Raw genomic sequence first — 15447 nt, 5'->3', positions numbered from 1 at the left:
CAGTATGTTTGGTTTTAAGGCAAGGCGGAGCCTATGAAGTGTGGTTATTCCCCATAAATAGGCGATAACGCAGCATAAATGCCAAACATGCGCTGCCCTTCGGGTTCTGCCTAGGGGCGATAAACTCTTTGTTACTCGGTTTTTACTTAGCCCACTAGGTTACAAACCTCGCGCCGCGATTTAATCGCCCCTAGATTGAACAAATTTCAATCCGCAAAGATCAACACGCCCTAGTTATAAACCGATTTTTTACTAACCTATCAGCTCCAACCAGTTTGTATTACGTTAATATTGCTTTAGCTCCACGCACATAAGGCATATACTGGCAGAATTATTTTTAAAATTTAATGCTTAGAGTGACATGTCTGCTAACTTATCAAAAAATGATTTAATGGCTATTTTTGAAGAAATAAAAAATGAGCAGGCAACTCAGTTTCCCCTGTCTGAACGCTTTATAAAAAAGCTTTTTCGCGAAAGTGTTCTTGATAAAGGCAAAGAGTATTATAAAAATGGCCAAATTAGCTGGCTTGAGCACACACCAAACTTTTCTGTTGTGGACTCTACGGTTCAAGGCGATAACGGTTCATCGTTTAATCAACGTATTGAGATCAGTAAAGTACCAACTGGTTATTCTGTTGACACTCATTGTACGTGTAACGCAAAAACTAAATGTCGCCATTTGGCTGCCATTTTATTTAAACTTAAAATAGAACACTCTGGTGAGTACGGAGAAGACTACTTTATAAATGATTGGTTTAGCGAGTTAAGTGCACTTAAAAGCAACGATAAAAAAACGCCATCGCAAGTACTTTTATTTGTTTTAGATATTGAAAATAACAAAGTATTTTTAACACCAAAAATAGCTAATGTCGAAAACAAAAAAAATTACACCCTAGGAAGAAACCTTACCGAGCAACAGCTCAATAGCTTTGTTACTCCAAACGATTTACTCGAAAGCGATTTTAGATTATTTAGTTGGATCCGCTCGCAAAATGCAGTCGGAAACATTGAGCTTAAAGGCCAGTGGGGCTTTAGTGCTTTGCAGCAGTTAATCGCTACAGAACGTTTGTTTTTTCAACGTTCTCGTGTGCCTATAAAGGCTCAAACTGGTCAAGCATTAAGTTTTAATTGGGAACAAAATAAAGACCTTTCGCAATTAGTCATTAAGCTTGAGCAAAGCCAAAATTGGGCATTGTTAAAAACTACGCCTCCTACATATATAGACTTAGACCATTTAAAAGCTGGGCGCATTCGTACTCCATTAAGTGGTGACGAAATTGCTCATCTACAAACCATGCCTGCCCTGCACGATGCTAATTTTGATCGTATTTATAAACAACTAGCGGATAATTTTGGTGTGGGTGTTATTCCGCATCCAACTAATTTACAGCCTAGCTTGCCTAAGCCTTCGAGTAATGCGGTATTAAAAATAACAACGGGTGAGCGCGGTTTATCGCTTTCATTATTATTTAAGTATAAAAATAAAAACTATTTAGCAGGCTCTGCTCCTGCTAATACAATAAATAGTGCTTTTGAAAATACAGTAACCAATGAGCTTACTAATCTCGGTTTCGAATTTTGTAAAGGGGGTTTACAAAGTGAGTTTGTATTTATAAAACAATCTCCTATTCATTTGCACTGGCTTATATTTGAAGTGTTTCCTAGTTTTAAAGAGCGAGGCTGGCAAGTAAGTGTAAGCAAAGTTAGTAGTCCTAATCCTCAATCGGAAGTTAGTTTGCATGTTCATCGCGCTGCAGGGCATCAAATGCACTGTAAAGTTTTGCTTGGTGAAGCAAAAGCGACTCCTCTTTTTACCAATGCTGATCCGCTATATCAGTCATTAAATCGACAAAGTGAATTATTTTATTACTACCCAGTAGGCCGACAATTTGGGGTTATTAATAAATCAGCAATTAACTTAATTAACGAATTTAAAGAACGTTTTGAATTTGTAAAAACGCGAGATGAATTTAATATACCGTTATCGTACTTACCTGAACTGGTAAAGCAAACAGCTATAAATGTAGAGCTACACGACGATTCTTTAGAGCGATATTTATTAGAGCTAAATAGCACAGACCACGCTATGCCTGCTGTTGCTTTACATGGGTTAAACGACTCCGTTACTCTTAGGGAGTATCAACAACAAGGCGTTGATTGGCTTAGTTTTTTAAAGCGCCATCAGTTAGGTGGGATTTTAGCCGACGATATGGGGCTTGGAAAAACACTTCAGGTAATCGCTTTTTTAGCGAGCACTTTTAACCGCCCTCAAGCTGGGCCTACACTTATAGTATGCCCTACGAGCTTAGTTAGTAATTGGCAAAACGAGATCTCTAAATTTGCTAAAAGTTTAAAAGTAACGACTATTTTTGGTGCTCAGCGAAATGAGCCATTACAGCACCTAGCTCAGGCGCAGTGTATACTTACAACCTATCCGCTTTTAAAGCGCGACATAGCGTATTATTCACCGCTTTATTTTGAAAATATCATTCTCGATGAAGCTCAATATATTAAAAATGATACCGCGCAGGTTTCGCGTTTAGTCAAACGCTTAAATGCCGAGTTTAAATTATGTTTAAGCGGTACCCCTATCGAAAATAACTTACTTGAACTTAAGTCATTACTCGACTTTGCTATGCCGTCACTACTTGGCTCGCAGGCTCATTTCAAACAACATTTTCAAACGCCTATCGAGCGCGAAGCTGATATGGAACGTGCAGAGCAGCTAAAAGCTCTAATTATGCCTTTTATAATGCGCCGTACTAAAGCGCAAGTTGCTCAAGAGCTACCAGAAAAAACAGAGTTAACAAAAGAGTTTGAGTTTGAGCCTAAGCAAAAAGAAATGTATCAAGGCATTACACGCTCATTGGAAGAAAAGCTTATAGACTTATTTGCAGAGCAAGGCGTGCAAAAAAGTAAGTTGGCTTTTTTAGAAGCGCTATTAAAGTTAAGGCAAATTTGTTGCCACCCAAAATTAATAGACCCAGAAACCCAAGCAGGATCAGCAAAGCTTGAGTGGCTCGCAACACATTTACCGCTTATGTTAAGCCTTGGTCGTAAAATAATTATTTTTAGCCAGTTTACATCGGCACTTGATTTAATAGCCAAACGCCTTGAAGAAATACACATTAATTTTAGTATGCTAACAGGGCAAACTCGTCATCGCGATAAAGTAATAGATGAGTTTACCAGTGGTAAAACATCGGTGTTTTTAATTAGTTTAAAAGCCGGTGGCACTGGCTTAAATTTAACGCAAGCCGATACTGTTATTCATTTTGATCCGTGGTGGAACCCAGCTGTAGAAAAGCAAGCCACCGACAGGGCATATCGTATAGGCCAAACTAATCCCGTATTTGTATATAAACTAATAATGAGCAATTCAATCGAGCAAAAAGTATTTAAAATGCAGCAAGATAAGCAAGCGCTTGTAGATGCTTTATTTACCGAAAAATCTATGAGTTTTACACAATTTGATGAGCAGCAAATGTTATCACTCATTAAAAATTAAATTTTAATGAACTAAATTAAAAAATAGGCGTCTATTAATATGCTTGTTGTTAAATTGCAGTTTACGCAGGCATCATGTTGATTTCCCTATTTAGTTACTAATTTTAGTAACCACTGAGCCAGCACTTTTTAGCTGGCTTTTTTATGCCTAAAATATTTATCATTATTTTTTGAACTTAATTTAAAGTCGGGCGTCTACTATTATGCTTGTTGATTAATTGCAGTTAATACAAGTTTTCATGTTGATTCCCCCTATTTAGTTACTAATTTTAGTAACCACTGAGCCAGCGCCTTTTAGCTGGCTTTTTTATGCCTGTAATTTTTCTTAATTATTATATATAAAATATTTTAATGATTATTTTGAACTTAATCTTACGTTGGGCGTCTACTATTATGCTTGTTGATTAATTGCAGTTAATACAAGTTTTCATGTTGATTCCCCCTATTTAGTTACTAATTTTAGTAACCACTGAGCCAGCGCCTTTTAGCTGGCTTTTTTATGCCTATAATTTTTCTTAATTATTATATATAAAATATTTTAATGATTATTTTGAACTTAATCTTACGTTGGGCGTCTACTATTGTGCTTGCTGATTAATTGCAGTTAACACAAGCTTCATGTTGATTTCCCCGTTTAATTACTAAATTTAGTAATGATTGAGCCAGCCTAGTTTAGCTGGCTTTTTTATGCCTAAAATTTGCCATAATTTTATATTTAAATTTTTTACCTTCTTTTTTGAACTTAATTTAAAGTTACGCGTCTACTATTACGCTTGTTGATTAATTGCAGTTAACTCAAGCATCATGTTGATTACCCTGATTGGTTACTAAATTTAGTAATGATTGAGCCAGCCCATTTTGAGCTGGCTTTTTTTATGTCTAAAGTAAATATTTTGAATAGTTTTTTGGTTTATACGGTCTACTGTTATACCTGCTGGCAAACAGCAATAGATTACTTTCCCTTTGATTACTTAATTATGTAATGTTGAGCCAGCTTACCTCTAGCTGGCTTTTTTTATCTAAGTTAAAGCTTTAGTTACTTCCCTACCCCACATCAATGTTATTGGTTATGATGGCATGTCTCTAAATTTTATAAGTTTATTTTATGTTTACCCAATTACTCACTCATATTGACTGGTTAAGTCTGGGCGCTGGCGTTACCGCAGGCGCAGTACTTTATAGTGTTGTAGCTGCGCAGCTTCGTAAAAAGCTACATCTACAAATAAGCGAACAACAACAGCAGCTATCATTGTTACAAAATCAATTTGATAATAAAGAGTTGCAATACAGCGCCTTGCAAGAAGATCACGAACTGCTAGAGCATACCCATCAGGAGCAACGCGACGAAGCTCAGCATTTTAAAACACGTTTTAGCGAACAAGAAAAACAAAGTATTCAATACAATCATTTTTGGCGTAAAGCCGAAGGCGAATTAACTGCTCTGCGTGAGCAATTTAATCAGCGCGATGTTGAATATAATAATATGCGCACTACGCTTGAGCAAAAGCAGCAAAACTTTACCGAGCAGCTTGCGCAAATAGAGCAAAGTAAAAATGTGCTTAAAAAAGAGTTTGAAAACCTCGCTAATAAAATCTTAGAAGAAAAATCGCAAAGTTTTAAAACCCTAAATCAAGAAAGCATTGAGCAACTATTAAAACCAGTACAAGGTGAGCTAAAAGGCTTTAGAGATAAAATGGAATCTATTCACGTTGAAGATTTAAAGCAACGTGCTGCCCTTAAAACTGAGCTACTGCATTTACAAGCCAAAAGCCAAGCTATTACCGAGCAAGCAGATAAGCTCAGTAATGCACTGCAAGGGCAAAAAAAGACGCAAGGTAATTGGGGCGAACTGATGCTCGAAAACGTACTCGACAGTGCAGGACTGCGTGCGGGCAGTGACTACAAACGCGAAGTATCGTTTAATACCGAAGACGGTCGACTGCGCCCCGACGTAGTTGTATATTTACCACAGGGACGCCACTTAGTGATTGATGCTAAAACATCGCTCAATGCTTATACCCGATACGTTAACGCCGAAAACGAATTAGAAGCTAGCCAAGCAATTAAAGAGCATGTAAATGCCGTTACATCGCGTATAAACGAGCTTGCGAGTAAATCTTACGATCGCCTCCCTGGTATAAACTCGCCTGAAGTGGTTATTATGTTTGTCCCTATTGAGTCGGCATTTGTAGAGGCTCTTAAATACCAAAGCGATATTTATCAACAAGCCATCGAAAAAAATATTTTAGTTGCTACGCCAACAACCCTGCTTACAAGCTTAAATATTGTTAAACAGCTTTGGCGTTTTGAAGAGCAAACTAAATACTCTAAAGAGCTGGCAAATCGTGCCGAGCGCTTTTATAACAAGCTCAATGGCTTTTTAACGAGTATGGAAGGTGTAGGCAAACAGCTCGACCGCGCAAAAGAAAGCTACGACAAAGCGTTCTCTCAGCTATACCGTGGTAAAGGCAACTTAATTAAACAAGCCTCTGAATTTAAAGAGCTAGGTGTATCGGTTCAAAAAGAGTTACCAAACGAAAGCGTAGAAAAAGCCCAGTTAGAGCTTGATTAGGCTTAGTATACAGTCGCTTTTTATTTATAAATTAAAGGAGGGTTAATGATTTTCCCGTTATTAAGTTCACAAAGGTTAACGTTAACCCCTATTAATGAAGATGATAGAGATGCTATTTTTGCTATTTTTGCTATTTTTTCAGACCAAGGTGTTACTAAATACTATGATCTTGATCCCTTAACTCAAATTTCTCAGGCTGATAAGTTAATCGCTTTATTCAATACCCGCTATAAAAATGGAGAAGGGATCCGTTGGGCTATTCGTTTAAAAAATAGTGATGAGTTAATAGGTACTTGCGGCTTTAATAGTTGGTCAATAGCAATGAAGCATGCATTTATTGGTTACGACCTTAAAAGCCATTACTGGGGCAAGGGCTATGCCTTGGAGGCCATTAGTATAATTATAAAAGCTGCCTTTGATGGGTTGCTAAGTTGCGGGGCTTTAAATCGAATTCAAGCCGACACTGTACCAGGGAACAACGCATCAGAAGCGCTTTTACTAAAGCTTGGCTTTAATGAAGAAGGCACAAGGCGACAAAGTGGTTTTTGGAAAGGGCAATTTCACGATCTTAAATGCTTTGCACTTTTAAGCGCGGAGCACAATTTATGAAAAATGATGACGTAGTTTATAACTTATTGAACGAAATCAGCGTTCAATTTCCTGAAGTTAAAGCGTTAATGAGCATCTATGATGAAGATGAAACCACGTTTAGAATGGAGGCATTTTCTAAAGCCACAACACAGGCTGTTACTCTCGATTATACTGAACAAGCCCAACGTTATTTAAATTACATGGCTGAAAAGTTATTAAATGCAGACGCAAAAGTAATTGAACACATAGACGTATATTACGTAGAAACACTATTTTTGGGTGCAAGTTCTCATACTATTGCAGTTGGTTGGCCTTTAGTACCTGCCAAGTTACAAACGCTTTATGTAAATTTTCATGGTAGAGCGCTGCCAGACTAATACAACTAAAGCTCATATGTACCAGCTTACGCCTTTAATACTCCACCTCATTCAATAGTTCATTTATTTTTTCATCGCCAATACACTCTCCATTAGTCCAGCTAGCATCTAGTAGGGTAATTAAACTACCAATACGCTCTGACTTACGCTGTAGCTGCTCTATCAGTGCATTGGCTTCATGTTTTTTTTGAGTGAGGCGCGCAATAATGGCAGTGTGATCTAGCTCTTTATTTGGCTTACGTAGTGTGGGTATTTCTTCAAGTGAAAACCCTAAACTTTGTGCAAACTTAATTATTTTTAGCTGCTCAACACTATTTGCTGTGTATTGGCGATAGCCATTGCTGTTACGTACGCCCGCTGGCAGTAAACCTATGCTTTCGTAATACCTTATAGTGCTGGCTGCAGTCCCGCTTTGTTTAGCAAGTTCACCTATTTTCATTGTTACCCATTAGCCTAAAATGACGGTTGACCTTAAAGCTGACTTTAAGGTTATAGTGCCTGTAATGTCAATTTATGGTTTACCTAATGTCTAAAAATAAACAATCCTCTGTATTTACCTCTTTTACTTTACCAAGTGGCTTAGCGCTTAAAAACCGAGTAGTAAAAGCAGCTATGGAAGAAAACCTCGCAGAGGCTAACCAAACGCCATCGCAAGTGCTTAAAAATGTATACAGCGAATGGGCAAAAGGCGGCTGCGGGTTAATTATTACTGGTAATGTTATGGTCGATCACCTTGCTATGACAGGTCCAGGCGGCTTAGCACTTGAACAACAAACAGATATAACAGCATTTGCAGAGCTTGCACGTTTAGCGCAGCAAAACGATTGTAAAATTGTTATGCAAATTAATCACCCTGGTCGCCAAGTGTTTAAAAATATGGGCGGAAAAGCCTTTAGTGCCTCAGACATTGCGCTTGATGTGGGTAAGCATTCACATTTATTTGCTCAGCCAAAGGCAATGACACAAAGTGATATTAGCGATGTCATTACGCGTTTTACACAAACAGCCTTACAGGCTGAAAAAGCAGGCTTTAATGGCGTACAAATACATGCTGCACATGGCTATTTATTAGCACAGTTTTTATCTCCTCTTACTAATAAACGAGATGATAAATGGGGCGGTAGCCTTGAAAACCGCGCCCGCTTATTGCTCGAAATTACCAAAAGCATTAAAGCACATTGTAGTGAGAGTTTTTCGGTATCCATAAAGCTTAACTCTGCTGATTTTCAGCGCGGTGGCTTTGAACCAAGTGACGCGCAAGCGGTTGTTAATATGCTAAGCGCATTAAAGGTTGATTTTGTAGAGCTTTCGGGCGGAAGTTACGAAGCACCTGCTATGCAAGGCCAAACAGGCGATGAGCGTACACTTGCACGTGAGGCGTACTTTTTAGAGTTTGCCAAAGCAATTAGCGAGCAATCAACCATACCCATTATGACCACCGGTGGCATTAGCCGATTAGATGTGGCAAATAAAGTAATTAGCTCAGGTGTAGCGCTCGTTGGTATGGCCACGGCACTGGCTTATCAGCCAAATTTAGTTAATTGCTGGCAAACACAACCAACGCAAAACCTGCTTATTCCGCGTGTTACCTTTAAAGACAAAACTCTTGCTGGGCTTGCCACTATGGCGCTGGTAAAAAGGCAAATTCGCCGAGTTGGCCAAGGCAAACACGTTAAAGCAAATGCCTCCGCTATTTTTACTTTAATAAGCGATCAAATACGCACAGCTAAGCTTACAAAGCGCTACCGTAAGCGCTTTACTAAAGAGCTAAATTAAGCTTTTAGTTTTGCCTGTTAATTTTTTACCTTTTGTTTAGTTATGTATACATTGTAATAAATGTAACCACTTACATATTGTGTTTGTTGGTATTAAAAGGTGCACCATGGTGGAAGAATGCTTTTTTATCAAGCTATTAAAGTGCACCACTTTGTACATGTTTAATTACTGTCCTAACAAGCTAAACAATCATTCATTAATGTTAAACATAATGCTTGTTCAGTACTTGTTAACTTATCTCATCTTGTTGATAATATTGAGCTTTATTGTAACTGCTTATGTTGTTTTTGCTTGAGTTTTATACTAGCGTATAACGTAGATATTTAACGTTACTCAAGGAGAAGGTTACATGGTATCTCGCAGAAGCTTTATAAAAGCAGGAGCCGCTTTAAGTTTGGGCTCTATTTTTAGTGCATCAGCATTGGCTGAGCAGCTAAAAGTAAAAATGTCTCAAGGGCAGCTTATGCCGACTAAGGGCCCAATTGATAAAAGCGCAGCCCTTCCAACTAACGATGTTACGAACGCTAAACACTATCGCCCTGAAGCACGAATGGGGCTAGGTGGTTTAGCGGCTGGTAACGGCTTTAATACTATATCTAGCGATACAGAAATCTTAACATTGCTAAATGCTGCGTGGGACGCAGGCATACGGCATTACGATACTTCCCCGTTTTATGGTTTAAGCCTAAGTGAAAGGCGCTTTGGGGACTTATTACGTAATAAAAAACGCGAAGACTTTGTTTTATCCTCCAAGGTGGGGCGCTTGCTCACTCCCTCTGCTGAGCCTTTAGAAAATAGCTGGCACTGGGCCGATCATTCACCGTTTCATTATAAGTATGATTATTCAGCCTCGGGTACGCGCCGTTCAATAGAAGATACGCTACAAAGAATTGGCGTAGCGTCGCTTGATATTGTTTATATTCACGATTTATCGCCTCAAAATAGCGATATGGGTGATGATTGGCTTAAATACTTTGATCAAGCGGCTAAAGGTGCCATACCTGAGCTCACTAAAATGCGCGACGAGGGTATAATTAAAGGTTGGGGTTTTGGGGTTAATACGCCGCACGCTGTTTATAAAGCGCTTGATATGTCAGATCCCGATATTTGTTTATTAGCGCTGCAGTATTCTATTTTAGATCACAAAGAAGCCCTGAATAAAACATTCCCAATGCTTGATAAGCGCGGGATCTCTGCGGTTATTGGGGCGCCGCTTAATGGCGGTTTTTTAACGGGGCGTAATCGCTTTAATTACTCACCTAAAATACCAGCGCCTATGCAGCAAAAGTATAATGCAATTAGTGAAGTTGCTACTAAGCATGGCATCGACATTAAAACAGCTGCGCTGCAATTTGCAGAAGCACCGTCTACTGTGGCCTCAATAGTGCCTGGTGCGCGTACTGCCGATCAAATTAACGCAAATGTTGCGTCAATGAAGGTAACCATTCCAGATGCATTTTGGAGTGAGTTAAAAGCTAAAAACTTGATTGAGCAAAACGCGCCAGTGTAAGTTGGCTATTTAGGTGTGCTACTTAAATGCGTCAGTGTAAGCACACCTATTCATAACTAATATTTAATTAAGCCACACTTGAGAGCGTTGATTGATGGGCGTTTGCATATGCCCAGTTAACGCACTCTTGCGCTAAAATAGCGATGGTGTCTAAACAGGTATCAGGCGATTGCTTAGCTTGTGTGGTCAATACTAGTGGTATTTCGGTGCAGCCAAACAGCACGCAATCTGCACCTTGGGCAAGCATTGACTCGTAAGCCTTGCTTAATAAGCTGCGCCCTGTATTTAGATCCCCTGCTTTTACTGCGGTTATACCATCCATAATAGCCATTTGCTGCTGCGTATTTGGCTCAATAAAATCAATATTGTGTTGCTCAAATGCGTTTTGATAAATACCCATATTAAGTGTGGCTGTAGTGGCTAAAATACCCACTTTTTGCTTATTGGTTGCTTTAACTTGTTTAATAACGCTTTTTACAATGCTAATGGTGTGAACATCGGCATTTTGAGTTAGTGCGTCGTACCAGTAATGCGCGGTATTACACGGAATAACAATACAGCTTACACCTAAGCTTGTTAGCTCTTTAAAACCTTTTTTTAGCTCAAACAATGGGTTTTCATCTTCAATACCCATTAAAAATTTTGTTCGGTCAGGAATTTGCGGGATATTCCTTATAAACATAGGTATGTGCTCTTGATCATTTTTAGCAGGTGATAACGCAATTACCTGATTCATAAATGAGGCAGTAGCCAAAGGCCCCATTCCGCCTAATACGCCAAGAGTTCTGAGCATGATTGCTTTCCTATTATTGAGTTTATAGGCTTAATTTATAGTGTTTTATTTAGTTTGAATAATGCTATTATTTTACCACCCATGCTAAAAACGCATAACTAAGTAGCTGCTATGAACATTGAAAGTAAATGGCTAGAAGATTTTTTAACGCTCTCGAATACTAAAAGCTTTTCGCAAGCGGCAAAGCTTAGGCATATAACACAACCTGCCTTTAGTAGGCGCATAAAAGCCCTTGAAGATGCCCTAGGCGCTGAGTTAATCGACCGAGAAAACCTACCTATTACCCTTACCCCAAGCGGTAAAATATTTCATATAACAGCGCGTAACCTTGTTAATCAAATGAATACCTCAATCAGTATGCTTGAGGAGCTTTCAATTCAACAAAACTACTCGGTAAAGGTGGCTGCGGCGCACTCTTTAGCGAGCTTTTTAACGCTAAAATTGGCCAACTTTCAAGCTCAAGATGAGCGCGATATAGTACTTAACCTTGAGGCAATAGACGTAGATAAAGCCACTGAAGCGCTAGAGCAAGGTGAGTGCGACTTACTTATCGCCTTTGATAACGAACGCCTTAAACTACCGCCATTTAGCCATCAAAAAATAGGTAATGCTAAGCTGCTTCCTGTAAGCGCGTGCGATATAAACGGCAAAGCCATGTATAACCTAGAAACTGACACGCCAATACCACATTTAGCCTACAGCCTCGACTCCTACATGGGGCGGCAGTTAGAGCCCATTATATCGGGCGCTAAGCTTAATAAGGTGTTTGTTTCATCCATGACGGAGCTTTTAAAAGTGCATGCTGTAGCGGGTAATGGTATTGCCTGGCTGCCAGACTACGTTATATTTAACGAGCTTAAAAATAATACCCTAGTAGTTGTAGGAAATGAGCAGCACTGCGTGCCAATAACTTACTATGCTTACAGATATCATGCGGCTTTGCACCCAGGTGGTGAAAGTGTGTGGAATAAATTAACCGAGCTTAATATAAAGTAACTGTAAACCCCCGTTACAGTTAAATAGGCGTTATTAATTTAACGCGCTCATAGCAATATGAATCTGCATTTTAAATATATTTATATTCTATTATGGATTTTTACGTCCATAATAATTGGGCGTTTTGTCTCTTTTTTAATAGCGTTGATAAAGCCAAAATAGCGTCATCAACACAGAGTATTAACTAGCTAACGAGGCAACTCCCATGAAAGCAATTGGATATCAAAAAAATTTACCTATCGAAAACGAACTATCACTACAAGACATTGAACTTGAAACGCCAACAGCACACGGTCACGATATTTTAGTTGAAGTTAAAGCGGTATCGGTTAACCCGGTTGATTTTAAAATTCGTCAAGCAATGCCAGCAGCAGATGGCGAATACAAGGTAATTGGTTGGGATGCAACTGGGGTAGTTAAATCGGTTGGCGAAAACGTTTCATTATTTAAGCCAGGCGACAATGTATGGTACGCGGGCGACATAACTCGTTCAGGCAGTAACGCGCAGTTTCAATTAGTTGACGAGCGTATTGTTGGCCATATGCCAAGTTCGCTTTCGTATGGCGAAGCCGCTGCATTACCGCTTACCAGCATTACTGCGTGGGAATTATTGTTTGACCGTTTAAACGTATCTAAAAACGATGACTCTAAGAGCATTTTAGTTATTGGAGCCGCCGGTGGTGTGGGTTCAATTATGGTGCAGCTGTTAAAGCAGCGTACTAAATTAAATATTATTGCCAGCGCTTCTCGCCCCGAAACAATATCGTGGTTAGAAGATTTAGGTGCCGATACTATTGTTAATCACCGTAATCCATTAAGTGAAGAATTTGCAGCTAAAAACTTAAGCGAAGTAGATTACGTAGTAAGCTTAAACAATACAGAGCAACACTTACCTGAAATTGAAAAAGTAGTGAAGCCACAAGGTCAATTTGCACTTATTGACGACCCTGAAACACTTAATATTGTGCCATTTAAAAATAAAAGTGTGTCGGTACATTGGGAGCTTATGTTTACTCGCTCGTTATTTAAAACAGACGACATGCAAGAGCAACACATTATTTTAAACAACGTAGCCACTATGATTGACCAAGGGCAAATTAAAACCACCGTAGGTGAGCACTTAGGTAAAATTACCGCTGCCAATTTACGCAAAGCGCATCAGCACCTTGAAACCCAAACAGCTAAAGGCAAAGTGGTTTTAGAAGGTTTTTAAGCTACCTTACGTATAACGTTTTTTTGAGTATACCCAAGCCCCTTACGGGGCTTTTTTATGCCTGTTATACCAATCCGCATAATTAAGTGATCTATTTTGAGGATGGCTAAACGTGTTGATAGCAAGGCAAAAAAATCGCTATTTAGTTGTTCTAAATGAGAATTTTTTAACGCAGATAGCGACACGTTTAGCCCCTGAAAATGATTAAGTATTAATGCGGATTGGTATTAATTATAAAGTTGTTTGTAATTAGGAATATGGTTAACCCAAAATGCAGGGCTGCCAATATACTCTTGTACAGTTTTTATAAATTCGCTTACTAGTGGCGTTTGTTTACGGTGCGGATACAATGCATAAATGCCCGCGCCAGAAGCCGAAAGCTTATAATTAGTTAAAAGCGGCACTAAACCCATTTCGTCTATGGGTTTTTCTAGGTTAAATAAATCAAGCATTACATACCCTACACCTGCTTTAGTAGCATCAAGCATGGCGCGTACGTCGCTTACTTTATAATTGCCCTTCATTTTGTGAGTTTTGTATTCATCACCATGAGGTTGTGTGCTTAATTTAACCTGATCTAGGCTTACATCGCCATTGCCGTAAACTATTGCAGGCAAAGCTAAAAGCTCCTCAGGTGTGTTTGGCATACCATGGCGCGCTATAAAATCGTGCGAGGCAACCAGTGCAAAGTGCATATCAGATATTTTTTTTGCCATTAGGTTTGAGTCGTCAAGTTTGCCAATTCTAAATGCTAAATCGTAATGGTCGCTAATAATATCGTTGCGCTTATCATCCAGCATTAAGGTGATTTTTACCTCTGGGTACTTTTGCATGAATATATTAATAACAGGCTGAATATACTGTTGCCCAAAAAACATGCCCGAGGTAATGCGTAAAATGCCTTTAGGTTTGGCTTGGTACGAGTCGGCAATACTGTGAATATCGCTAAGGGTATCTATAAGAATGTGCGCTTGTTGGAGTATTTCATCCCCTGCTGAGGTAAGCGAAAACGAGCGCGTAGACCGGTTAAGTAATTGCACACCTAAGCTACTTTCAAGCTTTTTAATTTGCTTAGAAAGTGATGAATTATCCATATCGTTTAATGCGGCGGCTTTAGCAAATGAGCCTTGTTGCACTACATCTACAAATAACGCTAATTGATTGGTTATCGACATGTCATTCTCCTAAATCCCAATAAGGTACATCGCCATAATAGCCACTCGTAAAATCAACAAATGCACGCACTTTACTAGGTAAAAACTGCCTGTTTGCGTACACCATGTAAAGCCCCATAGGCTCTGGCTCATGGTTTTGCAAAATACGCACAACTTTACCCTGTGCTAGTGCCTCACCAGCTATAAAGGTAGGTTGCATAGCAATGCCGCCGCCTGCAATGGCTGTATTTAGTAATAAATCGCCATTGTTAGCGACTAAATTACTTTCAAGTTTAAACTCGCTTTTAAGCTCATTGACCCCTGTAAGTCTTTTAGTCGGCTCAGCGTTGGCGTAGCGTAAATAGTTATGCTGCTGAAGTTCTTGCAGTGTTGTGGGTGTACCGTGCTGCTTTAAATACGCAGGCGATGCAAATACCGCTAAGCGTATAGGCGCTATTTTTTTAGCAATAAGGGATGAATTTTTTAACACCCCAATGCGCAGCGCTATATCAATACCTTGTTCTACAATATCTACAAATTGGTCAGTGAGTTTTAAATCTAATTTTAAATTTGGATACTGCTTTTGAAACTCAACCAGCAGAGGGGCTAAATGCTTAACCCCAAACGACATAGGCGCACTAATACTCAGGACACCCGATACGTTTTCGCTTAAGTTATTAAGCGAGTTTTCCATGTCATCTATATCGCCAAGTACTTGTAGGCAGCGAGTAAAATAGTGATCCCCCGCCTCTGTGGTGCTTACTTTTCGTGTGGTGCGGTGCAATAAACGGGTAGACAGCCCCTCTTCAAGTGCTGATACATATTTACTCACCAATTGCGGCGATATATCGAGTTTATCGGCGGCTTTAGAAAATGAACCCTCTTGCACTACGCTCACAAAAGTTTTCATGGTGGTTAGCTTGTCCATAATTAACAATACGTTGTTTGTAATTTATAA

At 39.2% G+C, this 15447-nt stretch carries 12 protein-coding genes; 8 read left to right on the top strand and 4 right to left on the bottom strand.

What is annotated here, in order from left to right:
* Nucleotides 1-361 precede the first annotated feature (361 nt).
* The 4 genes from CWC11_RS11535 to CWC11_RS11520 all read left to right on the top strand — a co-directional run bounded on the left by CWC11_RS11535 (nt 362) and on the right by CWC11_RS11520 (nt 7047).
* Complete coding sequence (locus CWC11_RS11535; RefSeq protein ID WP_138682818.1) at nt 362-3508, top strand: DEAD/DEAH box helicase; 3147 nt, start codon at nt 362-364, stop codon at nt 3506-3508.
* A gap of 1104 nt (nt 3509-4612) precedes the next feature.
* Nucleotides 4613-6079 (top strand): DNA recombination protein RmuC, encoded by a 1467-nt coding sequence (locus tag CWC11_RS11530; protein WP_138682817.1) that lies wholly within the window; start codon nt 4613-4615, stop codon nt 6077-6079.
* A 45-nt stretch (nt 6080-6124) separates the two neighbouring features.
* Nucleotides 6125-6688, top strand: a complete 564-nt coding sequence (locus CWC11_RS11525; protein WP_138682816.1) for a GNAT family N-acetyltransferase — start codon at nt 6125-6127, stop codon at nt 6686-6688.
* Nucleotides 6685-7047, top strand: coding sequence for a DUF7674 family protein (locus CWC11_RS11520; protein WP_138682815.1), 363 nt, complete (start codon nt 6685-6687; stop codon nt 7045-7047). Before CWC11_RS11525 ends, CWC11_RS11520 begins: the two co-directional genes overlap by 4 nt.
* A 34-nt stretch (nt 7048-7081) precedes the next feature.
* Here CWC11_RS11520 and CWC11_RS11515 read toward each other — a convergent pair whose 3' ends face one another.
* The gene (locus CWC11_RS11515) at nt 7082-7486 is read right to left on the bottom strand and encodes a MerR family transcriptional regulator (RefSeq protein ID WP_138682814.1); all 405 of its coding nucleotides are present in this window, start codon (nt 7484-7486) and stop codon (nt 7082-7084) included.
* 86 nt (nt 7487-7572) lie between these two features.
* Between CWC11_RS11515 and CWC11_RS11510 the strand changes: the two genes are divergently transcribed.
* Together CWC11_RS11510 and CWC11_RS11505 are read left to right on the top strand one after the other, a co-directional pair.
* Entirely contained in the window at nt 7573-8823 is a 1251-nt protein-coding gene (locus tag CWC11_RS11510; protein WP_138682813.1) for an NADH:flavin oxidoreductase/NADH oxidase family protein, read from the top strand.
* A gap of 349 nt (nt 8824-9172) precedes the next feature.
* Nucleotides 9173-10333 carry an aldo/keto reductase gene (locus CWC11_RS11505; protein WP_138682812.1) on the top strand — a complete coding sequence of 387 codons (1161 nt, stop codon included), beginning with the start codon at nt 9173-9175 and terminating at the stop codon, nt 10331-10333.
* 67 nt (nt 10334-10400) lie between these two features.
* On the opposite strand, the gene cuyB is transcribed toward CWC11_RS11505, so the two are convergent.
* Complete coding sequence (gene cuyB / locus CWC11_RS11500; RefSeq protein WP_138682811.1) at nt 10401-11126, bottom strand: cysteate racemase; 726 nt, start codon at nt 11124-11126, stop codon at nt 10401-10403.
* A gap of 111 nt (nt 11127-11237) precedes the next feature.
* Between cuyB and CWC11_RS11495 the strand changes: the two genes are divergently transcribed.
* Nucleotides 11238-12122: a LysR family transcriptional regulator gene (locus CWC11_RS11495; RefSeq protein WP_138682810.1), complete on the top strand. Its 885-nt coding sequence runs from the start codon at nt 11238-11240 to the stop codon at nt 12120-12122.
* A 205-nt stretch (nt 12123-12327) separates the two neighbouring features.
* Nucleotides 12328-13335 carry a zinc-binding alcohol dehydrogenase family protein gene (locus tag CWC11_RS11490; RefSeq protein WP_138682809.1) on the top strand — a complete coding sequence of 336 codons (1008 nt, stop codon included), beginning with the start codon at nt 12328-12330 and terminating at the stop codon, nt 13333-13335.
* A 227-nt stretch (nt 13336-13562) separates the two neighbouring features.
* On the opposite strand, the gene CWC11_RS11485 is transcribed toward CWC11_RS11490, so the two are convergent.
* Both CWC11_RS11485 and CWC11_RS11480 read right to left on the bottom strand, forming a co-directional pair.
* Entirely contained in the window at nt 13563-14510 is a 948-nt protein-coding gene (locus tag CWC11_RS11485) for a LysR family transcriptional regulator (RefSeq protein ID WP_138682808.1), read from the bottom strand.
* 1 nt (nt 14511) lies between these two features.
* Entirely contained in the window at nt 14512-15417 is a 906-nt protein-coding gene (locus CWC11_RS11480) for a LysR family transcriptional regulator (RefSeq protein WP_138682807.1), read from the bottom strand.
* Between the last annotated feature and the right edge of the window lie 30 nt (nt 15418-15447).

The organism is Pseudoalteromonas sp. S3178, assembly GCF_005886985.1.
GTDB lineage: Bacteria > Pseudomonadota > Gammaproteobacteria > Enterobacterales > Alteromonadaceae > Pseudoalteromonas > Pseudoalteromonas carrageenovora.
Note: the sequence above shows the minus strand (reverse complement) of the source record. Positions and strands in the feature narration are given on the sequence as shown.